Below are 21,613 nucleotides of genomic sequence, written 5' to 3'. Positions count from 1 at the left end.
TGTCGGACGGAGGTTCCCGACTGCGACATGGAGCCTCGGCGCATCGCCACAAGGAACCTTCGCCATAAGCAGGTGTTGCACCGCCGTGCGCGCCTCCCTTTCCGTCCTTGTGCTGCTGACCGGCCTGGCCGCCTGCGACTCCACGCCGGGCCAGACGGATCGCACGTTCACGGCGAATGGTCAGGTCATCGCCATGAGCGGCGGCGCCGGCGGGGCGGCCAACGCCTGCTTTACCTGTCACGGCCTGGACGGCGGCGGGGACGGGGTCGCCGCCCCGCGGCTTGCGGGCCTGGACCCCGGCTATCTGCAAAAGCAGTTGGAAGATTATGCATCGGGCCTGCGTCCCGACGACGCCATGACGCGCATCACCAAGGCCTTGGACCAGCAGGGCCGACGCGAGGTGGTCGCCTACTACGCCGCCCTGCCCGCGCCGCCGACGCAAACACCCGTGTCGATGGCGCCCGCGCCCGCCATTTATCTGCACGGCGACCCTTCGCGCGGCATCGTCGCCTGCGCCTCATGTCACGGCGATCGGGGTCAAGGCTCGGGCCAAGGCGGCAATCCGCAGATCGCCGGTCAGCCCGCCGCCTATACGTTGGAACAGATCGACCGCTGGAAAGCGGGCAAACGTCGCAACGACCCACGCGGCGTCATGGCGGCCGCCGTCAAATCGCTTTCGGACCCAGAAGCCCGCGCCATAGCGTCCTGGCTGTCGACGCAACCCGCTTCTCCAGCGCGCGCCAGCGCCGCTGCCACCGGGTCCGCTTCGGTCGAAGCAGCGGCACGACCGGCAGCATCGCGTGAAACACGTCGTCCCTATCGATCAGATGGTGCTTGAGCGCCGCGCCGGCGTGGATCGGAATCATCAGCAGCAGGGTGATGACCAGTCCCCAGTGCATCCATTCCGCCGCCGCCTCGATCGCCCATAGCTGGGTGTTGGACAGATCCTGCAGCGGCAGCAGCGGCCACTTGATGAACCCCAACGTCTCCAGCTGGCGCGTCCGATCCGTCGCCGAAATCATGGCCCAGCCCGACAGCGGCAGGCCGAACAGGCAGATGTAGAACACGTAGTGGGTCACATGGGCGGCCATGCTCTCCCAACCCGGCTTGTCCGCATCGTTGATCAGGTCGGGCGCCAGCAAACGCCACGACAGCCGGCCGATCACCAGGATCAGCATCAGCACGCCGATCGCGAAATGCAGGTCGTAGGCGGCCATCATGGCGCCGCCCACCGGCTGGCGCCCCATCCACCAACCCCAACCGAGCTGGAAGATCACCAGCCCCGCCATCACCCAGTGAAAGCCGATGCCGACGGGCGAATAGCGACCCTCGTCATGGTGACCCGCCGCCCATTCCAGCAGCTGCCTGAACAGTCTTTCGATCATGCGGGATGCGCCTTGGCGTCGGGGCCGATCATCCGACCCAGCCGCCACAGAGCGGCGAATAGATACAGCGCCGCCGCCGGCGCCCACATGATCAGCCCGGCCGCCTGCTGATCCTCGAGCGGCGTCATGCCCCAGGCCAGGGTCGAATAGGCATGGGGCGCATAGACCGCCTGCCCCGCAAAGGTCAGCACCGCCCCGAGCAGCCCCATCGCCAGCATGGCCGCCAACAGGGCGATGACGGCCGCCGGCGCAGACGCCGACCGCGCCGCGCACCAGAACCAGCCGGCGCTCGCCAGCAGACTGATCTGCATCACCCAATAGACCGCATCTTTCGACAGGGCGGCGCCATAGGCGTCAGGCGCGTGCCAGGCCCAGAACACCACCGCCTGCACCGCCGTCGCCAGGATCAGCGATCCATATCGTCTTATCGGCAGGGCGGCCGCCAGCAAGGGCGCGGCGAGGCCGACCAACAGCACATGATGCACCGTCCGCGCCGAGAACAGCGCCGAACTGAGGGCGCACAGGGGGGACACAAATCCAACGGCCAATACCGCTACGGCCGCCAGGCCATAACCGCGCCGCCGCCCTTCCAGCCGCCAGAGGACCAGGCCCGCGGCTGCAACGAGGATGGCCAGCAAGATCGGATCAAGATTCCAGCGCCACTCGCCAAGGGCTGGCGCAGGACCGCAATACGGCATCCAACTCAAAGCTGTACCCCCAACCGCTTGCCGGATCTCCTGATCCCCGTGAAAGGAAAAAGCCATGCCAGCTGCGACGGTTCCGCACGGATCATTTCCACGACGATTTGCCGCGATCACCCCGTGTCAGCACCAGGGGCGACTTCGGTCGCATCTCTTGCAACCGACCGTGGCCGCAGTTGATCGACCAAGAAATCGACGAACACCCGGATGCGAGCGGGAACGCTGGCGCCGCCGACAAAAACGGCATGGATGGGCTCACGATCGCCAGGATTGAAATCCTCAAGCAGCGGCACAAGCTCACCCTTCGCAATGGCCTCGGCGACGCTGAAGTTGCCCACGCGCGTTACGCCGACGCCGGCCAGCGCAAGTTGCGTCAGGCTCTCGCCATTGTTCGCTTCCACGGGGCCGCGAACCGTCAGCGCATAGTCACGACCGTCCCGTCGAAAAGGCCACACGGGCTCCAGTCTTCGGAAGTTGAAATTCAGGCAGTCATGTTGGTGCAGGTCCTCTGGCACGTACGGCACGCCGCGACGCGCGAGATAGGTCGGCGACGCCACGATCGTTCGCCCTGTCTCACCCAGCCGTCGCGCCGTCAGCGGACTGTCCAGCAGCGGTCCGAAGCGAATGGCGACATCGGCCTGTCCGGCCGCGACATCCACGACCGTATCCGTCAGATTGATATCGACGAGGATTTGCGGGTAGCGCGCCACGAACGCGCCGATCAGCGGCACGACCACCTGCCGACCGTGCGCCAGGGATGCGCTAACCCTTAGGCGTCCCTGCGGCGCGCCCTGGTCCGAGATGGACTGCTCGGCCTCATCCAGGTCGGCGACAATTCTCCTTGCGGCGCTCAGATAGGCCTGGCCCTCGACCGTCAACGTCAAGGCGCGGGTTGTCCTCAGAACGAGCCGCACGCCCAGTCGCGCCTCGATCCGATCGATCGTTCGGCTTACGGCCGATGGCGTCAGCCCAAGAACCCGACCAGCCGCTGAAAAGCTGCCGCCCGCAGCCACAGCCGCGAACACCTCCATGTCGCGGGCGCGATCCGCGCCCGCTGACGGCGCCTTTGCGTGCATTTCAAAAATCCTTCGCTTCCAAAAGGCCTAACCGCTGGGCACGACCGCGTCCATCTGTGCGCAAGTCTTATTGGTCTGCGGATTTCCATCCTATGAAACTCAACCCTCCCCTGCTGGCGCTCGCCGCCGGCGCGTTCGGCATCGGCGTGACCGAGTTCGCCCCGATGGGGCTGTTGCCCGTCATCGCGACCGATCTGGGCGTCTCTATTCCATCGGCCGGTCTGCTGATCAGCGCCTACGCTCTGGGCGTCGTCCTGGGCGCGCCCTTGATGACCCTGGCCACGGGCCGCGTTCCGCGCCGCACCCTGCTCATAGGTCTCGCCGGCATCTTCACGATTGGCAATGCGCTGTCTGCGCTGGCTGACAACTACGCCCTGCTGATGATCGCGCGGATCATCACGTCGCTGAACCATGGCGCCTTCTTTGGCGTCGGCGCCATTGTCGCCGCCGGTTTGGTGCCGCCGGACCGCAAGGCCGGGGCGGTGGCTGCCATGTTCATGGGCTTGACCATCGCCAATGTCGTGGGCGTGCCTCTGGCCACCTGGGCTGGGGAAACCTTGGGATGGCGGGCCAGCTTCTGCGGCATTGCGATGATCGGCGTCATGGTGATGGCGGCCCTCGCCCTGACCCTGCCGAAAGCCGCCGCACCTTCCGCCGGCGACATGTTGGCTGAACTGCGCGTGCTTGGCCGCAGACGCGTCCTGTCGGCCTTGGCCCTGACAGTTATCGGCTCCAGCGCCATGTTCACCGTCTTCACCTACATCACGCCGATCCTGCGCGAACAGACCGGCGCGTCGCTGGGTTTCATCACCGCGATGCTCGTCCTCTATGGGCTTGGCCTGACCGTCGGCAACTGGATCGGCGGCAAGTTTGCTGACCGTTCCGTCGATCGCACGCTGATCGTCACCCTCGCCGGCCTGTCGATGGTCCTGCTGACCTTCGCCGTGGCCATGCCTTTCGCCAACGTAAGCGCCGTTCTCATCTTCCTGTGGGGCATCGCCAGCTTCGCGCTCGTGCCGCCGCTTCAGGTTCGCGTGATGGATGCAGCGCGTGACGCCCCGAACCTGGCTTCGGCTGTCAACATCGGCGCCTTCAATCTCGGCAACGCCATCGGGGCCGCTCTGGGCGGCGCCGTCATCGCCGGCGGCCTCGGCTACCCAGCCGTTGCTCTGGCCGGCGCCGGCGCGTCCGCCCTCGGTCTGCTGATGATCATGCTGATGTCACGCCGACCAGTTGTTTTGGTCGCAGCTGATTAGGAAGCTCCGTCAGTCAGCCGTTGTCGTTTCCAGCGCTTTGGCAACGGTGTTCCAGCGATAGTCGGCGAACGTCGGCGGCGTTTTGAAAGACGGCGCGGCTGATAAAGGCGCCCATTTCGCGCCAGGCGATCGATATGGTCTGGAAGGTCTGTTCGTCGGTCTGGCTGGCGGCCAGGGCTTCGTTCCAGCGCGACGTCACCGCATTGATCTCGTCGAGCATCAAAAGCCGCCCGCAGGCCAGGGTCATCCGGTAGCTCGCGCTTCCTTCGCTCATTTTCAGAACTCCTCCCAGCCGGCCGTGTCCGCCTCCTCCACGACGGCCAAGGCGGCCGAGCCGGAGGATCGCAGGGCGGCCGGGCGCGTAGGCCGGGCCGCGCTCGGCTTGCGCGGCGCCGGCGCGGCGAGGGCTCGGCTGCTCAGCGCGGTTTCGCGCGTCAGGCTGAAGCGCTGGACCAGATCCGACAGCTGACGGCTCTCAGAGGTCAGGCTATGGCTGGCCGCCGTCGACTGTTCGACCATGGCGGCGTTCTGCTGGGTCACCTGGTCCATCTGGTTGACGGCGGTGTTGACCTCTTCCAGCGCCGTCGACTGCTCGCGCGTCGAGGCCGTAATCTCGTTCATCAGCTCGTCGATTTCGGCGACGCGCTTGACGATGGACGACAGGGCCTCGCCCGTTTCCGCGACCAAGGTCACGCCGGACTTCACCTGGACGGACGAGGTGGTGATCAGCGACTTGATCTCCTTGGCCGCCTCTGCGGAACGCTGCGCCAGGGCCCGAACCTCGGAGGCCACCACTGCGAATCCTCGGCCGGCGTCGCCTGCGCGCGCGGCCTCGACGCCCGCGTTCAAGGCCAGAAGGTTGGTCTGGAAGGCGATCTCGTCGATGACGCCGATGATCTGGTTGATCTGAGACGAAGACTGTTCGATCGCGGTCATGGCCTCGACAGCGCGGCTGACCACCTCGCGCGACTGCTCGGCGGATTGACGTGAGGTTTCCACGACCGCGGCGGCGCGACTGGCGCCTTCGGCCGCCCGCTTCACCGTGGCGGTGATCTCGTCCAACGCGGCCGCCGTTTCCTCCAGCGTCGCCGCCTGATGCTCGGTGCGCCGCGACAGGTCGTCGGCCGCTTCGCTGATTTCGGCGGCGCCCAATTGCATGGCGCCCGTATTGCCGGCGATCTCGGCCATGGCGTCGTCCAGACGTTGCATGGCGGTGTTGAAGTCGGTCTTGAGACGCGCGTAGCCGCCGGTGAAGTCCGACGCGATGCGGGTTCGAAGGTCGCCCTGCGCCAGAGCCGCCAGAGCCGCCGCGGTATCCTCCACCACCCGCGTCTGCTCGGCCTCGGCCTCTGCGCGCTTCTGGTCCGCCTCCAGGCGCTTGGTCTCGGAGGCTTCCAGATACAGCGAAATGATGAAATCCATGTCGAGCATGGCAGCCTTGACCACGCTGGCGAGCGTCGCCGCCAAGGCCTTGCCGTCGTCGCGCTTCGAAAACAGCGACCGTGTCTTGGCGTGGGACGTGACGATCGCCTCGATCAGCCCTTCCAGGACCAGGGCGTAGCCGCCGATATACCAGCGCGGCTCCAGGCCGATGCGGGCGTGGGTCTGGCCGATGCGGCGCACGCCCTCGACATAGGCCGGATCAAAGGCGCCCAAGGCGATCAGGCCCCAGTGTCGCGCCTGGGCGTCCTTGGCGCCGGCGATTTGACTTTCCGCACCGAAAAAGCGGGCCACGTCCGGCGTCGCGCGAACCTGGGCGTAAAAAGCTTCGAGGCTGGGCTGAAGCGCCGCCTCGATGACGGGCCTGGCGTCAGCAAGACGGGACCTCGCGGCCTTGTCCAGCTTCAAGAAGCGAAGTCTCTGGTCCAGATTCATTGCGTCCGACATGACGGCCCCCTTGCATGGCGGTCAGTTGAACGAGGTTCGATCTAAAGGCCGGTTGAAGTCTCTTCAGCCTGTAGACTGTTTCACAGCGGAAGCATTGTTTGCGCCGGTCTGACGTCAGGTCGCGGCGTGACCGACGTCCTTCGCCATGGCCTGCAGCAGCGGGACCAGCTGGGCGGCGGTCTTCAGACCCTCGCTGGTCAACAGTCCGGCAAGACGCCCGTATTGCGACCGCCGATCGTCCAGAACAGCGCGGCCTGCCTCGGTGATTTCCAGCATGGTGACGCGCCGGTCGTTCGGATGGGGCGAACGCTTGACCAGATCGGCGCGAACCAGATGATCGACCAGACGCGACAGCGAGGCCGGCGGCGCCTGAAGCGTCGATCCGAGAGCGCATTGTTTGACGCCGCGACGGCCCTCGCCGGCGATCAGGCTCAAGGCGCGGACAGCGGCATTGCTCTGACCATCGGCCCGCAGGACGCGATCAAGCTGGCGATCGAGTTCGAGCAAGGCGGTGTCGAGCGCATACAACGCCATCGCGGGATCATCGAACGCCCGCACGGTGAACTCGTCCATCGTCCCCCGAACACCCATAGGTCTGGTGTGACAGGATTGGCCGCAACCTGCAAGATAGACGAGGGTCAACCCTTAGGGCTATCGAACTCCTAACAGCGCATCCAGAAGGAAATGATTTCACGTCGGCGCAATCCTAGATTGCCGAGCAAGCCTTTGGAAACAAAGTGGCGAGGCAACAACCGGAAAGAGCCGATGGCGTCGGTCAGAAGACATCCCGCCCACCCTGTTACGGCGACACGATCGCTGGGGATGAGCACGGGAGGCGCGCCCGATGCTGAACTTCGAAGAGCGCTCGAAGTCGCGGCTATCCTGGTGACGACCGATCGACATGGGGTCATCACCGACTGCAACGAGAAGTTCGTGGCGGTCAGCGGTTACAGCCGAGAAGAATTGATCGGCTCGACCCATCGGATCGTGAACTCCGGCCTGCACTCCAAGGCCTTCTTCCAGAATCTGTATCGCACGATCCGCAGCGGCAAGGTGTGGACCGGCACGTTGCGGAACCGCCGCAAGGACGGCAGCCTCTACTGGGTCGATACGACCATCGTGCCGGCGCTCAGCGGTCCCGAGGGCCCGACGTCCTACACGGCCATCCGTTTCGAGGTGACAGAGCATGTGCTGGCTCTGGAGGCCCTTTCGGAAGCGCGGCTGGTCGCGGAAAGAGCCGCGGCGCTGCGCGACACCTTTCTCGCGACGATGAGCCATGAGGTCCGCACGCCGTTGAACGGCGTCCTGGGCCTGGCGCAGTCCTTGTCAGGCGCCGACCTGCCCGACGACGCGCGCCAGAAGGTCGATCTGATCATCAAGTCCGGCGAGACGTTGAGGCGCATCCTGGACGACGTGCTGGACCTGTCCAAAATCCAGGCCGGCGAGATGAACCTTGTCGACGAACCCTTTGCGCCGTCCGACACCATCTCCGGCGCGGTGGATCTGATGCGGCCGCTGGCCAGCGAAAAGGGACTTGAGCTGATCTCCCGGTTCGACGGTCTTCCGACCCATCTCATGGGGGACGCGGCCCGCCTGCGTCAGATCGTGCTGAACTTGGTCTCCAACGCCATCAAGTTCACTGCGGTCGGCCAGGTGCTGGTCGATGCGCGCTACTCGAGACCGTCCCGGCGTCTTCGCATCCGCGTCGCCGATACCGGCATGGGCTTTGATCGATCGACCGCCAAACAGCTGTTCTCGCCGTTCAGCCAGGCCGACGATTCCATTTCGCGTCGGTTCGGCGGCACGGGCCTTGGCCTCTCCATCAGTCGTCGTCTAGCGGAGCTGATGAGCGGCGGCCTCAGGGTGCGTTCAAAGCCGGGTCGGGGAACGCTCTTCGTTCTCGAATTGCCGATGGATCCCAGCGGCGAGATCACCCGCGAAAGCGAGAGCCATGTGGAGGCGCTGGATCGACTTTATGGCGCGCGGATCCTCTTGGCGGAGGACAATCTCGTCAACCAGCAGGTCGTCCAGGCGCTTCTCAGCGGCTTCGGCTGTCAGATCGATGTCGCCGAAAACGGCCAGGAAGCCATCGATCTGTGGTCGGCGCACGCCTACGACCTGATCATGATGGACATGCAGATGCCGATCATGGACGGGGTCGAGGCCATCCGCAGCATCCGCAGAGGCGAACAGCAGCGCGAGGTCAACAGGCTCCCAATCGCCATGCTGACCGCCAACGCCTCGTCCAACCATCGCGATCTGGCCTCACGCGCCGGCGCCGACGTCGTCATCCCCAAGCCCCTGTCCGCCGATCATCTGATCTTCGAATCCGCTCGGCTTCTGAACAACGCCGCTCCCTGTCACTGGATATAGGCTCTGACGGAACAGGTTTCCGGGCTCACGCCCGGAAGCCTGCCTTGCATCAGAAGTAGAAGCGCACGGCCGCGGTGACAGTGCGGCCAGGCAGGGCCTGGGCCAGGACCACGCCGCTGGCGGGCAGGCTGTCGGCTGACACCTCCGTCAGGGCGGTTTCGTCGAACAGGTTGTTGGCGGTCAGCGACAGCACGACGCGGTCGATAGGGCGCACCTGGACGAAGGCGTTGACCGTGGCGTAGCCCGGCATCTTCAACTGGTTGACGTCCTGCGCATAGCTCTCGGTCGTGCCGACGACGCTGGCGCCGACCGTGAACAGGTCCGTCTCGTACTGCGGCATGACCTGGAAGATCAGGTCGGCCTGACGGCGCGGCGAGTTGCCGACCAGGGCCACATCCTCGGCCTTGGTGATCTCGGCGCTGGTGACGGTGGCGCTGCCGGTCAGGCTGAACGGACCGTGACGCACGCCGGCCTCGAACTCGGCGCCCTTGGCTTCGTAGCTGCGCTGGACCAGCACCAGACGGGTGACGCCGCCGGCATCCGCGCGGATCTGCTGGTTGGTCTCGCTGACCTCAGCCCAGAAGCCCGTGACGTTGGCGAACAGGCCGTTGGCGCGGTACTTCATGCCGATCTCGGCCTGGTTCACCGGATCATAGGCCGCGTCGGCCTGCAGCAGGTCGCCGTCGACATTGCTGATGGCCGGCGAACGCAGGATCTTGTCCGCTGCGGCACGTGCGCCCTCGCTGTAGCGAGCGAAGGTCGAGAAGCTGTCCGAGACGCGGTAGTTGGCGCTGAGCGAATACGAGACATAGTCGTAGTCGTAGTCGACCGGGGTGGCGCTGGCGGCCGGGGCGAAGGCGAAGGTGCGCTCGGCTTCAGAGATGACGCCGTCGTTGTCCACGTCGATGGTGCGAACGTCGGTCAGGCCGTTGGCGACGGTGCGGCCGCTGACGTCGCCGCTGTCGAAGCGGATCGATCCGCCCAGCGCCAGCTTGCCAAGCCGGTAGTTCAGCGAGGCGTAGGGCGCCAGCACCTTGTAGGTCACATCGGTGCGCGAGTTGGACCCGGCGCCCGAGGGACCGAAGAAGTTGACGACGCCGTCCTGCGTGCGGGGCGTGCCGTTCGTATTGAAGATGTCGACCAGGGCCGAGTTTCCACCGCCCACCACGTCCTGAAGGAAGGGGATATATTGGCGATCGAAATTCAGATCCTGCTGGGCCGAATAGACGCCAACGGTGGTCGTCAGGTCGCCGCCGCCGATCTTCCAGACGCGGTTGGCGCGTAGATCGTTGGTGAAGTTGTCCAGGCTGTCGATATCGGTGTGGACCAGGGTCGAATAGGCCAGCAGGCCGTTGCCGTTCAGGGTCGTCGGGCTAGTGATCGCCTGACCGGCGCGCGGTCCCGTCGCATAGGCCAGGGTTCCGGGACGACGGCCGAACGCCAGCGGCGCCTGGGCCGCCGGCACCACGGCCAGCGGATAGTTGAAGGACTGATCGCCCGATTGCTGCGCGTAGCGCATGTGCTCGGAAATCGTCCAGCCATGCAGGTTGAAGCGGGTCTGGAAGCCCAGCGCGCGCAACTGAACCTGATTGCCGTCCTGCAGATTGACGCGCTTCAGGTTATTGTCGCCGTCCAGCAGCGGGAAGACCGTGGTGTTGCGCGACGTCAGGGTGTCGCGCGTCATCGAGAAGTTCGGAACGTCGCTGTAGTTGGGATCGTCGTTCGTGCCGGACACCAGCAGAGGCGTCGGCCCATAGGCGATGACGGTGTCATCCAGGATTTTGCCGTACAGACGCACGTAGCCGCCGTCGAAGGTCTTGGTGATGTTGGCCTTGATCTGGCCGCCCTTGTTGCCCGTGAAGCCGGCGTCGCGCGGGCCTTCACCTTCGCGATAGAAGCCGCCGACGTGGAAGCGCACGGTGTCGCTCAGGTGACCGCCATAGCTGAAGTCGCCGCGATAGGTGTCGTAATCCAGGCCCGAAGACACCTGGACCGAGCCGCCTTCGACCTCACCCGTCTGCGAGATCAGGTTGATCACGCCGCCCGGCGCGTTTGATGCGAAGGTCGAGGACGACCCGCCGCGGATGGACTCGATCTGGCCGACGTTGAAGTCGTAACGCATGAAGTAGTCCGGCACCAACGCCAGGATGTCGCCAAACTCCAGAACCGGCAGACCGTCTTCCTGGAACTGCAGATACTTCGCGCCGGTGCTGACCATCGGCAGGCCGCGGATCGTATAGTTGCCGTTGGTCTCGCCCGTGCTGGCCTCGGCGCGAATGCCGGGGATGGTGCGGAACAGGTCGTTGATGGAATAGGCGCCGATCTTGGCGATCTCGACATTGTTGATCGAGCTGGTGGACGTCGCGCTGTCCAGCCTGTCGCGCGCCTTGGCCACCCCCGTCACGATCACGTCGTTATTGGCCCGCGTCCGGCTGGCCTCCCAGGCCGTCTGGCGCTGCGGCGCAGGTTGCGTCTGCGCATGAGCAGGCATGGCGAGGATAAGCGGCGCAAACGCGGCCGTGAGGTACAGGGATTTCAAGGAAGCCTCCAAGGCGCTGTCTTGCAGTACAGAGACTGGACAACTGATTTTCGTTCGGAAATTCTTCCATGCAGTTTCTTGCATGGCTGTTATCAATAAAACACGGATGTGTTTGATGATTTATAATGCCAGACTACGGATTAATACTGACATAACGGCGATTATGAAGTTCGGATTGTTGCGCCGGTTTCTACAAGACTCAACTGGATCGATATATTAGAACTCGTTCCAGTCGTCATCGGCCGCTTCACTCGACAGGGCGAGCGCACCGACCGTGCGGATGACCTTGGGCGCCGGCCTCGGGACGGACGCGGTGTCTCGGCGAGGCGCCGGCGCGGCCGAAGTCGTCGTGTTCAGCCGGAACCTGGACACCAGGGTCGCCAGCTCGTCGGCTTCGGTCGCCAGGATGCGCGCAGCCGCCGTCGCCTCTTCCGCCATGGCGGCGTTCTGCTGGGTCATGCGGTCCATGCTGCCGACGGCGCTGTTGACCTGCTTCAGGTTCTCGGACTGGACCTGCGCCCCGTGCGCGATGTCCACGATCAGGGTGTTGGCGTCGCCGATCTTGGACACGACGCGCGCCAGCATCTCGCTGGTTTCGCCCACGCGATCGACGCCCAGCCGCACCTCGTCCGACGACTTGCTGATCAGCTGCTTGATATCCTTGGCGGCGTCGACGGTGCGCTTGGCCAGTTCGCGCACCTCGCCGGCGACAACGGCGAACCCGCGTCCCGCATCGCCTGCCCGTGCGGCCTCGACGCCGGCGTTCAAGGCCAGAAGATTGGTCTGCAAGGCGATAGCGTCGATCATGTTGATGATCTCGCCGATCTCCTGCGATCCGGCCTTGATGGCGTCCATGGCGACGATCGCTTCTTCGACGATCACACGACCGTCCGCGGCGTCGCCATTGGCCAGGGTGATGGCGTTGCGGGCGTTGGCCGCGCTGCGCGCCGTGTCGCCGACCATGTCGGTGACGTGATTGGTGGCGGTGGTGGTTTGCTGAAGGCTGGACGCCTGCTGTTCGGTTCGCAACGACAGGGTTTCGGACGCCGAGCAGATCTGCGTGGCGCCCAGGCGAACGCTCTGGGCCGACCCCGCGACGCTGGCCAGGCTCTCTTCCAGACCCTGCACCGCCACGTTGAAGGCCGTGCGCAGACGCTCATATTCCGGGGCGAACGGCGTGCGAATAGTGTGGGTCAGGTCGCCGGCGGCCAGAGCCTCCAGAGCCGTGTCCAGTTCCTCGACGACGTGACGTTGCGCGGCGTCGGCGACGATCTTCTCGCGCTCGGCCGCGTCCTTGGCCAGATCGGCGGCCGCCTTGGCCCGTTCGGCCTCGGCCTTGGCCAGCGCGGTGTCCCGGAACACCAGAACCGCGCGCGCCATGTCGCCCAGTTCATCGGCATGGCTGGCGTCCACGACGATGTTGTTGTCGCCCTTGGCCAGCTGCCCCATGGCCTCTGTCAGGACCGTGATCGGACGCGCAATCATGCGGCTGAGCATGGCCGAAAGGACCATGGCGATCGTGATCAGGGCGATGCCGCCGACGATCAGCGCAATGATCGCGGTCACGATCGCAGCCTGCTGACGTTCCAGATTGTTCTCGGTGACGGCGGCTTCGGCCTCACGCAGTTCTCGCAGAGGCAGGACGGCGTCGCTGACCAGAACCTTCTTGCCGGCGTCGCGCACCTCTTGCTGGGCCTGCTCACGCTTGCCGGCGCGGACTTCGGCGATCATGCGATCACCCCAATCGGCTCTCCAGGCCAGGGTGGCCAGGCGCGACTTTTCGAGCAGGGCCTGCTTTTCGGCATCTCCCAGCTGTCCCTTCAGTTCAACGACGACCTTGTCGAACTCGTCGCGCCCTTCGTAGTAGGATTTCAGATAGGTCTCGTCGCCGGTGACCAGAAAGCCTCGAAACTGGCTGTTCTGACGCAGGATCGCGGTTTCCAGCGACATCGCCTGCGCCTCGATCGTGCGGCTTAGATTGTTGCTCTCGATGGACGCGCGGATCATCATGATCGTAGCGAAGAAAACCGCCATCATGACCGCCGCCGAGACGCAGATCAGGGTGAAAGAAAGCCGCAGCTTCTTCGGAATTCGCATCTTGGACATCATGAGCTCGCCCCCGTTACGCACTTATACTTACCTAGGGGCAGCCAATTACTCAGCTGACGCCACTGCGCACAGCCCGATCCTTGTTCGAGCCACGCAAAACACCCTGTTTTTCAGGTGACTATCCACCCCTATGACGAAACGACTAAAAAGATAGTTAAGCTGGCGACACCCGGCCGTTTACATCGACCGGACCTGAACTTCGTGAGATTCACGCGCTGTTAAGCGAGGTGATCATAGGTAAGTCACCCTTCCCGTCACCGCTTCAAGCAACGCCGGGCCGCAACTTCCGGGCGAATACTTCTTCAGGCCGGGACAGATAAGTAACAGTTCGTTTTACTCGGAATGCGCGACGATGCCATCGGTGACTGGATGATCTGCCCCGTCGCCGACCGTTTCACCCAGGAACTCGCGGCCCAGGCCGACCGCTGCCGCGCCATGGGGTCGCCCTTCGTCGCCGGCGTTCTCGAGGCCGCGAGCCGGCAACTGTCTCACGCGCCGCTCACCGCCGCACGGCTGTATGATTGGCCGGGGGATCAGGCCGCAGCCGCCCTGGCTCTCCGTTTGAACGGCGCTCTGCACGCCCTGGCGCGGGCGGGCCGGTCCTACGCCCTGACCAGCCTCTATCGTCGCGAACACACCGACTTCGACGCGGCCGTCGCCGACGCTCTGGCCCGGAACGATCGATACATCGCCGACTGGATCCTCCATCCGCCGCAAACGAACGAGGTGGCGCGCGCCGCCGCGCTGATGAGCGCGCTGATGGCCGCGCCTCTGGATCGCGCCATGCCCTTCGAGTTGCTCGAGCTCGGGTCCAGTTGCGGCCTGAACCTGAATCTGGATCGCTACGCCTATGCTCTGGGGTCGGCGTCAGCAGGCGATCCTTTCTCGGACGTGCAGATCGAGCCCCTGTGGCAGGGTCCATCGCCCAAGGTCGTCCCGGTCTCCATTGCGGCGGCGCGCGGCGTCGACCTGCACCCACTGAACGCCGCGGACCCGGCGCATCGCGAGCGACTGCTGGCCTTTGCCTGGGCTGACCAACCGGCGCGCACCCAACGCCTCGAGAACGCCCTACGCATCGCCGCCGATCATCCGCCGCGTATCGATCAAGGCGACGCCGTGACTTGGCTGGCCGACCGGCTGGCCGAGCCGCAGGCGGTCGGGCGCTGCCGCGTCGTCATGCACACCATGGTTCTGCAATATCTCAGCGACGACGACCGGCGTCAGATCACGGCGCTGCTGTCGACCGCCGGCCGCCGCGCCGACGCCGACCACCCGCTGCTCTGGATCAGCTTCGAATGGACCCGAGACCGCAGCCACGTCGAGCTACGCCTGACGGCCTGGCCCACCGGCGAAACTCGCGTCCTAGCCCACTGCCATCCCTACGGCGATGAACTGGAATGGCTGGCGTCATCTGCGACCGCCTTGGCGGCCTAGGAGCGACCTTTGCCCACATAATATGGCGCCGTCGCAGATCAGGCGACGTATCGGCCACGACTCCCACTGGGCGTTCAAAGCAGTCCTATTTGGCCGAAAAGGCTGAAGTGTCGGGTCGTGATTTCTGTGGCGCGCGGCCAGACTCTCATCGCACGGATCCGAAGCTCCTGCGGCCGAGATAGCGTTCGTGCGGAAGCGAGAAGACCCACACCGTTGCGAATGATCTGACGGCGCATGCCCACGCGTCCATTCCCCGCCAGCAGATCGCAAAAGAGACTAATCCGACATCCCACTCTGTCCATCGGTGTCATTTCGCGCAATCCTAGTCGTCGCTTGCTGCTGCAAATGACAACAACAACTGGACCGCCCATGAACCCCGTCGACCGCCGCGCCGCTCTGACCGGCCTCTTGGGAGGCGTCGCCGCCGCGGCCCTGCCCGTGCGTTCAACCTTCGCCCAGACGAACGAGGAGGCCGCGCCCCTGGGTCGTGAATGGGCGTCCATGAAATGGCGTCGCGGGATCGAGGGCCAGCGGATGGCCGATCTGGGGAACGGCACCTTCCTCAACCCCATCATGTCGGGCGACCACCCCGATCCGTCGATCCTGAAGGACGGCGACGACTACTATATGACCTTCTCGTCGTTCGAGTCGGTGCCGGGCATCCACATCTGGCACTCGCGCGATCTGGTGAACTGGCAGCCGGTCGTCGCGGCCCTGACGACGAACATCGGTTCGGTCTGGGCGCCGGAGCTGATCAAGCACGAAGGCAAGTTCTACTGCTACATCCCGGCCCGCTTCACCGAGTATCGCTCCAACTACGTCATCTGGGCGGACAGGATCGAGGGGCCGTGGAGCGAGCCGATCGACCTGAAGATCCCGGCCAACATCGACCCCGGCCACATCGTCGGCGAGGACGGCAAACGCTATCTGTTCCTGAACGGCGGCGACAGGGTTCGGCTGACCGACGACGGCCTGGCCACCGACGGCCCGGTCGAGCGAGGCGTCTACAAGGCCTGGCGTTATCCCGAGGACTGGATCGTCGAAGGCTTTGCCCAGGAAGGGCCCAAGCTGCTGAAGCACGGCGACTATTTCTACATGATCACCGCCATCGGCGGCACGGCCGGCCCGCCGACCGGCCACATGGTCATCGCCGCCCGGTCGAAGTCGATCAATGGCCCGTGGGAGGACTGCCCGCACAACCCCATCGTCCGCACCGCCTCGGGCGCCGAAAAATGGTGGTCGCGCGGCCACGCCACCCTGGTCGAGGGACCGACCGACGGCGACTGGTGGATGGTCTATCACGGCTATGAGAACGCCTATTGGAGCCTGGGCCGCCAGACCCTGCTGGACCCCATCGAATGGACCGACGACGGCTGGTTCCGCGCCAAGGGCGGCGACCTGTCTCAGCCGATCGCCAAGCCCCGAGGCGGCGAGGCCGTACCGCACGGCATGGCCCTGTCAGACGACTTCTCCACCGACAAGTTCGGCATCCAGTGGAGCTTCTACGACCCCCAGCCAAACGAGAAGGACCGCCTGCGTCGCGAGAACGGCGTGCTGCACATGAAGGCCAAGGGCAAGGCGCCGGTCGATTGCTCGCCTTTGACCTTCGTCCAGGGCGAACAGGCCTATCAGATCGAATGCGAGATCGAGATCGACCCCGGCGCGGTGGCGGGCCTGATCCTGTTCTACGACCGCGCCCTGTATGCGGGCCTCGGTTTCGACGCGACCCGCTATGTCACCCACCAGTACGGGATCGAGCGGGGGCGTCCGGCCAATCCGCACGGCCGGCGCATGTTCATCCGCCTGACCAACGCCTATCAGAACGTCTATTTCGACACCTCGGGCGACGGGGTGACCTGGCAGAGATTCGACCGGGGCATGGAGGTCTCGGGCTACAACCAGAACGTCCGCGGCGGCTTCATGATGTTGCGGCCCGGCATATACGCCGCCGGCGAGGGCGAGGCGCGGTTCAAGAATTTCAAGTTCAGAGCGCTGTAATAAGCGAGCACATTTTTGGTGTGGCGAAACACAGGTTTTCGTTTTATGACACCGGTGACATTGACGCTTAGGGCGCGTCGATCTCATCACGAGATTATGGAGTTCCTCGATATTTGAGGGACAGGGGACTGTCGGCATCCGGCCCGCCAAGAGGCACGGAGTACGACAAGAGCGGAGGGAACTATGCGAAACCAACATACGGGATACCTGTGCGCGGCCGTTTCGCCAGCGGCGCTCGTTGTGGGGGCCATGCTGTTCGCGGCCCCGGTTCAAGCTCAGGAGAGCCAGAGCCAGGAAGCCACCGAAGTGGGTGAAATTGTCGTCACCGGCATCCGGGCCTCGCTGGCCAGCGCCCTGACAGAAAAGCGCCGCTCCAACACCATCGTCGATGTCATCAACGCCGAGGACATCGCCGATTTCCCGGACGCGAACCTGGCGGAATCGCTGCAACGCATCCCGGGCGTGTCCATCGACCGCGAGAACGGCGAGGGCAACTCGATCTCAGTGCGCGGCCTAGGCGGCGACTTCACCCGCGTGCGTTTGAACGGGTTGGAAACCCTGTCCACCTCAGGCGCCAGCAACGCCGACGGCGCCCTGCGTCGCGACCGGGGCTTCCAGTTCAACACCTTCGCCTCCGAGCTGTTCAACTCGCTGAAGGTTCAGAAGTCCGCCGACGCCCAGACGGACGAGGGCTCTCTGGGCGCCACGGTCGATCTGATCTCGGGGCGTCCGTTCGACTTCAAGGAACGTCGCCTGGCCCTGACGCTTCAGGACGCCTATTACGAAAACGGCGGCACTCACAATCCGCGCCTCGCTCTGCTGGCGTCCGATCGCTGGACCAGCAAGATCGGCGAGTTCGGCCTCCTGGGCTCGGTCGCCTACAATGAGCGCACCCAGGCGATCGACAGCTATTCGCGTCAGGTCGGCTCGTTCGACTACACCTACCGCGGCGCGACCTTCAACAATGTGGGGACCAACGCGGCCGGCGATCACCAGGGCTTCGCCCTGCCCATCGGCACCAATCCCGCGACCGCCCTGCCCCGCGTCACCAATCCGGAGGCGCGCAACTATCTGATCGGCTCGAACCCGGCCGCCTACAATCTGATCAACGGCGGTGCGACGCGCGGCTCGCTGGTGCGCATCCCGGCGCTGGCGACGCTGAACCACCGCGACGTGGAGCAGGACCGGTTGGGGGTGACCCTGTCGGGTCAATGGCGTCCGACCGAGCGGACCACGATCAACTTCGACAATCTGTATTCGAAGATGACGCAGATCTCGACCAACTACCAGATTGGACCGGTGGGCCTGAACCGCAACAACACCAACGGCAACCGCACCACCACGGCGTTCAGCTATCAGACCTATCCGACGACCAGCGCGACCAACAACTCCTACGCCAACCGTCGCGCCGCCTACGCCAACTGCGCAACCCAGGCCGCGACCGAGTTCCGCGACGCCATCGACTGCGGCCAGTCGCTGTATGGCTCAACGCCCATCTTCACCACGGCGCCCGGCGCAACCAACCAGAACCTGGCCGCCGGAACGGGCAGCTTCAATCCCAACAACCTGGACGTCTACGACTACTACAACCAGCCAGGATCGGTCGGTTACGTCGCGCACCCCCAGTATCTGGCCATGCGCGGCGCGTTCATCGGGCGGCCGTCGGTGCGGTTGATCGATGCGGGACTGAGCGAGACGGGCGCCAACGCCAACTATCTGGTGCTGGGCAATGTCGATTTCCGCTCGGCGGTCGATCAGGGCGGCTACACTACCGAATTCCGTCAGAACTCGATCAACATCGAGCATGAGTTCAGCGACACCTTCCGCATGTCGCTGCTGGTCGGCGATTCCAAGTCGACCAACGATAACACCGGCCTGCTGGTCGACTTCATCCGGCTGGATTCGGGCCAGGGCGTCGCGGGCAACGACTACTTCGTCTATGACGACCGCCAAGGCGGCGACATGCCGATCATGAAGTTCGGCTTCGACGTCGCCAATCCGAACAACTGGGACTTCGTGAAGGGCTATTCAGCCATTCGCAACTACCGGACCATCACCGAGAACGGCTACCAAACCACCAAGGCCGACTTCGTCTGGGATCTGAACGACGACTTCACGTTCAAGTTCGGCATCGGCAAGCGCAAGTTCGACTTCTACTACACGCGCTACGAGCGGCTGATCAGCGACACGATGAACCCGTCCCTGCTTGAGGGCGTGCGCTCCGGACTGGCGGCCGCCACGACCGTCGGCCAGATGGGACAGCTGGTCAGCTGGGGCGACGGACTGAACGTGCCCGAAGGCACGCCGACCAGTTTCTTCGCGCCCAATCTGGAAGCGTTCAAGAACCGCTTCGGCTTCGACTGCGACTGTATCAACGCCTGGGGCGACTGGCGTCTGTCGGACCTGCGCAACGGCGGGGTCAACACCTTCTGGGTCGATGAGGACAGCCTGTCCTACTATGGCCAGATGGACTTCCGCGTGCCGCTGTTCATGGGCGAACTGCGCGGCAACGCCGGTCTGCGTCGCGCCGAGACCAAGATCGATTCCCGCGGACGCTCGCCCAGCGGCCGTCCGGTCGAGAACGACAACCAGTACAACGACACCCTGCCGTCGATGAACCTGGTTTGGGAACTGAACGACAAGCTGATGCTGCGTTTCGCGGCGGCCAAGGTCATGGCCCGCCCGCAGATGACGGCGCTACAGCCCGGCGTCACGGCCTTCACCGTTCCGGTCGGCATCGGCGCGGACCCGGCCCAGTTCGACGGATCCAATGCGGCGATCACCCTGGGCAACACCAAGCTGAAGCCGTTCCGCGCCTCCAACCTGGACTTCAACGTCGAATGGTATTTCGCGCGCGACGCTATCCTGTCGGTCGCGGTCTTCCACAAGGAGATCGAAAGCTTCCCGCAGGTGGTGCTGCGCGAAGGCAAGCTGAGCGAGATCTTCAACGCCGAACAGATCGCCAATCTGCGCGCCGCCTATGACGGCCTGACCGATGTCGCCTCCGATAGTCGCCGGGCCTATATCGACCAGGACCTGCCCTTCCAGGTGCGTCAGTACAACGACGCGCCGGGCGGCAAGCTGGACGGCTTCGAGATCGCCTATCAGCAGAACTTCACCTTCCTGCCCGCGCCGTTCGACGGCTTCGGCATCCAGGCCAACTACACCCAGATCGAATCCGAGCTGGAATACATCCTGGACCCGGCCCGCAACCTGACCGGCACGGCGCCCTTCCTAGGCGCCTCGCCCAAGTCGTTCAACGCCACGATCTTCTATGAGGTCGAGAAGTGGAGCGCGCGTGTCTCGTCGGCCTATCGCGCCGCCTATCAGACCACCTATCCGCTGGCGTCGGGCGGTTGCGATCCGGGCGTGTGCGACTCGCCGCTGATCAACGACTTCATCGGCTCGGAAGAGACGCTGAACGTGGATGCGGCCTTCACCTACAAGCTGACGGACAATGTCACCTTCACCGCCGAGGCGCTGAACCTGACCAATCAGACCGATACGCGCTGGGCCTATCAGGCCGATCCGGTGGTCAACAACTATGGCTCGACCGGGCGCCAGTACTTCGTCGGCGCGCGGTTCGTGTTCTGATGACGATCGACAGCTGACTTCTCCCGGGACGCTGTCCCTTCAGGGGACGCCGCGAAACATCGGCGTCCCCTTCTTCTTGCCGAACCCGAAAGGCTCTCGATGAAGCACACGGTCCTCATCCTCGGCGCCCTGGCGATCGCGGCCGGCGTCACGTCAGCGCCGGCGTCGGCGCAGGAAACCGTCGCCGCCTCGCCCGCCGCCGCTTGGAACAGCGCCGCCCTGCGCCGTCCGGCCGGCTGGTATGGATCGGCCGAGGCCCATCGTCTGGCCGCGATCGTCATTCAGCATCAATCGGCCGAAGGCGGTTGGCCCAAGAACACCGACCTGTTCGCCCCGCCCCGCCCCGATGCGGACCCCGCGTTGACCAACACGATCGACAATGGCGGCACGACCCAGCCGCTGGCCTTTCTGGCGCGAACGATCGCGGCCGGGGACGCCGAAAGCCGCGCCGCCTTCGACCGGGGTCTCGACTATCTGCTGGCGGCGCAACAGCCCAACGGCGGCTGGGCCCAGTTCTATCCGCTGCGCGGCGGCTATCACGACCAGATCACCTACAACGACGACGCCATGGTCCATGTGCTCGAGCTGTTGCGCGATGTGGGCGACGGCGCGGCGCCCCATGGCTTCGTCGACGAAGCGCGGCGCGAGCGGGCGCGTCAGGCCGTGGCGCGCGGGGTCGAGACCCTGCTGAAGACTCAGGTGCGGCGCGACGGCGTCCTGACCGGCTGGTGCGCCCAGCACGACGCCCGGACCCTGGCGCCCGCCTGGGCGCGTCGTTTCGAGCCCCCGTCCTTGTCGGGTCAGGAAAGCGTCGGCATCGTGCGCTTCCTGATGAGCCTGCCCGACCCCGGTCCCGACGTCGTCGCCGCCGTGGACGGCGCCGTCGCCTGGCTGGAGAGCGCCGCGCTCGCTGACACGACCGAGATCTTCGTCACCGACGCCCAAGGCCGCCGCGACCGCATCCTGGCTCCCAAGCCCGGCGCGCGCATCTGGGCCCGGTTCTACGATCTGGAAGACGGCCGCCCCATCTACATCGGGCGCGATTCCATCATCCGGCGCGACCTGATGCAGATCGACCACGAACGCCGTAACGGCTATCGCTACGTCGGCGAATGGCCCGAAACCCTGCTGACCCGCGACTATCCGGCGTGGAAACGGACGCTTGCAGAGAGCTGACCGGTCGGGGTTACGCCGCGGCGTCATGCATCGTGATCGAAAGGCACGGCGGCCGGCTGGCGCTCTCATCGTCTTGCCGGAGAAC

14 protein-coding genes and 1 pseudogene are annotated in these 21,613 nt (G+C 65.0%); 7 read left to right on the top strand and 8 right to left on the bottom strand.

Translation table 11 applies throughout. The features are described from left to right. Positions 1–193: 193 nt before the first annotated feature. A pseudogene (locus ABIB58_RS05485) lies at positions 194–658 on the top strand (c-type cytochrome); the annotation flags it as partial. A 7-nt stretch (positions 659–665) separates the two neighbouring features. Here ABIB58_RS05485 and ABIB58_RS05480 read toward each other — a convergent pair. From ABIB58_RS05480 to ABIB58_RS05470, 3 genes are all read right to left on the bottom strand, one after another. Beyond that, on the bottom strand, positions 666–1,385 hold the full coding sequence (locus ABIB58_RS05480; protein ID WP_045811114.1) for a cytochrome b: 720 nt from the start codon (positions 1,383–1,385) through the stop codon (positions 666–668). Then, positions 1,382–2,023: a cytochrome c oxidase assembly protein gene (locus tag ABIB58_RS05475; protein ID WP_231576642.1), complete on the bottom strand. Its 642-nt coding sequence runs from the start codon at positions 2,021–2,023 to the stop codon at positions 1,382–1,384. The genes ABIB58_RS05480 and ABIB58_RS05475 overlap by 4 nt, the downstream gene beginning before the upstream one ends. A gap of 176 nt (positions 2,024–2,199) precedes the next feature. Continuing rightward, a complete protein-coding gene (locus tag ABIB58_RS05470) occupies positions 2,200–3,117 on the bottom strand; it encodes a LysR family transcriptional regulator (protein WP_231576644.1) in 918 nt (305 codons plus the stop codon). A 137-nt stretch (positions 3,118–3,254) separates the two neighbouring features. Between ABIB58_RS05470 and ABIB58_RS05465 the strand changes: the two genes are divergently transcribed. Then, entirely contained in the window at positions 3,255–4,418 is a 1,164-nt protein-coding gene (locus tag ABIB58_RS05465; RefSeq protein WP_045811111.1) for an MFS transporter, read from the top strand. A gap of 13 nt (positions 4,419–4,431) precedes the next feature. Here the strand turns inward: ABIB58_RS05465 and ABIB58_RS05460 are convergent, their stop codons facing one another. The 3 genes from ABIB58_RS05460 to ABIB58_RS05450 form a co-directional block, all read right to left on the bottom strand. After that, a complete protein-coding gene (locus ABIB58_RS05460) occupies positions 4,432–4,692 on the bottom strand; it encodes a hypothetical protein (protein ID WP_156146798.1) in 261 nt (86 codons plus the stop codon). Positions 4,693–4,694: 2 nt separating this feature from the next. After that, complete coding sequence (locus ABIB58_RS05455) at positions 4,695–6,305, bottom strand: methyl-accepting chemotaxis protein (RefSeq protein ID WP_354039514.1); 1,611 nt, start codon at positions 6,303–6,305, stop codon at positions 4,695–4,697. Positions 6,306–6,419: 114 nt separating this feature from the next. Further along, on the bottom strand, positions 6,420–6,878 hold the full coding sequence (locus ABIB58_RS05450; protein ID WP_052247585.1) for a MarR family winged helix-turn-helix transcriptional regulator: 459 nt from the start codon (positions 6,876–6,878) through the stop codon (positions 6,420–6,422). Positions 6,879–7,127: 249 nt separating this feature from the next. Here ABIB58_RS05450 and ABIB58_RS05445 point away from each other — a divergent pair, with 249 nt between their 5' ends. After that, the gene (locus tag ABIB58_RS05445; RefSeq protein WP_354039511.1) at positions 7,128–8,678 is read left to right on the top strand and encodes a PAS domain-containing hybrid sensor histidine kinase/response regulator; all 1,551 of its coding nucleotides are present in this window, start codon (positions 7,128–7,130) and stop codon (positions 8,676–8,678) included. A gap of 49 nt (positions 8,679–8,727) precedes the next feature. Here ABIB58_RS05445 and ABIB58_RS05440 read toward each other — a convergent pair whose 3' ends face one another. Beyond that, positions 8,728–11,217 (bottom strand): TonB-dependent receptor domain-containing protein, encoded by a 2,490-nt coding sequence (locus ABIB58_RS05440; protein WP_354039509.1) that lies wholly within the window; start codon positions 11,215–11,217, stop codon positions 8,728–8,730. A 216-nt stretch (positions 11,218–11,433) separates the two neighbouring features. Next, positions 11,434–13,314, bottom strand: a complete 1,881-nt coding sequence (locus ABIB58_RS05435) for a methyl-accepting chemotaxis protein (RefSeq protein WP_354039507.1) — start codon at positions 13,312–13,314, stop codon at positions 11,434–11,436. Positions 13,315–13,668: 354 nt separating this feature from the next. Here ABIB58_RS05435 and ABIB58_RS05430 point away from each other — a divergent pair, with 354 nt between their 5' ends. From ABIB58_RS05430 to pelA, 4 genes are all read left to right on the top strand, one after another. Continuing rightward, positions 13,669–14,760, top strand: a complete 1,092-nt coding sequence (locus ABIB58_RS05430; protein ID WP_354039505.1) for a DUF2332 domain-containing protein — start codon at positions 13,669–13,671, stop codon at positions 14,758–14,760. A 369-nt stretch (positions 14,761–15,129) separates the two neighbouring features. Next, complete coding sequence (locus ABIB58_RS05425) at positions 15,130–16,758, top strand: family 43 glycosylhydrolase (RefSeq protein ID WP_354039503.1); 1,629 nt, start codon at positions 15,130–15,132, stop codon at positions 16,756–16,758. A gap of 183 nt (positions 16,759–16,941) precedes the next feature. Further along, positions 16,942–20,352 (top strand): TonB-dependent receptor domain-containing protein, encoded by a 3,411-nt coding sequence (locus ABIB58_RS05420; RefSeq protein WP_354039501.1) that lies wholly within the window; start codon positions 16,942–16,944, stop codon positions 20,350–20,352. A gap of 99 nt (positions 20,353–20,451) precedes the next feature. Further along, complete coding sequence (gene pelA, locus ABIB58_RS05415; RefSeq protein WP_045811108.1) at positions 20,452–21,528, top strand: pectate lyase; 1,077 nt, start codon at positions 20,452–20,454, stop codon at positions 21,526–21,528. The last annotated feature ends 85 nt before the right edge of the window (positions 21,529–21,613 follow it).

It is taken from the genome of Brevundimonas sp. UYEF29 (assembly GCF_040546195.1).
GTDB lineage: Bacteria > Pseudomonadota > Alphaproteobacteria > Caulobacterales > Caulobacteraceae > Brevundimonas > Brevundimonas huaxiensis.
This window is presented reverse-complemented; position numbering and strand designations above follow the sequence as displayed.

Excerpts from the sequence above, each read along its gene's own strand:
- ABIB58_RS05465 (WP_045811111.1), top strand. The coding sequence starts at position 3,255 with ATGAAACTCAACCCTCCCCTGCTGGCGCTCGCCGCCGGCGCGTTCGGC.
- ABIB58_RS05430 (WP_354039505.1), top strand. The coding sequence starts at position 13,669 with ATGCGCGACGATGCCATCGGTGACTGGATGATCTGCCCCGTCGCCGAC.
- ABIB58_RS05455 (WP_354039514.1), bottom strand. The coding sequence starts at position 6,305 with ATGTCGGACGCAATGAATCTGGACCAGAGACTTCGCTTCTTGAAGCTG.
- ABIB58_RS05450 (WP_052247585.1), bottom strand. The coding sequence starts at position 6,878 with ATGGACGAGTTCACCGTGCGGGCGTTCGATGATCCCGCGATGGCGTTG.
- ABIB58_RS05435 (WP_354039507.1), bottom strand. The coding sequence starts at position 13,314 with ATGCGAATTCCGAAGAAGCTGCGGCTTTCTTTCACCCTGATCTGCGTC.
- ABIB58_RS05470 (WP_231576644.1), bottom strand. The coding sequence starts at position 3,117 with ATGGAGGTGTTCGCGGCTGTGGCTGCGGGCGGCAGCTTTTCAGCGGCT.
- ABIB58_RS05445 (WP_354039511.1), top strand. The coding sequence starts at position 7,128 with ATGAGCACGGGAGGCGCGCCCGATGCTGAACTTCGAAGAGCGCTCGAA.
- pelA (WP_045811108.1), top strand. The coding sequence starts at position 20,452 with ATGAAGCACACGGTCCTCATCCTCGGCGCCCTGGCGATCGCGGCCGGC.
- ABIB58_RS05480 (WP_045811114.1), bottom strand. The coding sequence starts at position 1,385 with ATGATCGAAAGACTGTTCAGGCAGCTGCTGGAATGGGCGGCGGGTCAC.
- ABIB58_RS05460 (WP_156146798.1), bottom strand. The coding sequence starts at position 4,692 with ATGAGCGAAGGAAGCGCGAGCTACCGGATGACCCTGGCCTGCGGGCGG.
- ABIB58_RS05420 (WP_354039501.1), top strand. The coding sequence starts at position 16,942 with ATGCGAAACCAACATACGGGATACCTGTGCGCGGCCGTTTCGCCAGCG.
- ABIB58_RS05425 (WP_354039503.1), top strand. The coding sequence starts at position 15,130 with ATGAACCCCGTCGACCGCCGCGCCGCTCTGACCGGCCTCTTGGGAGGC.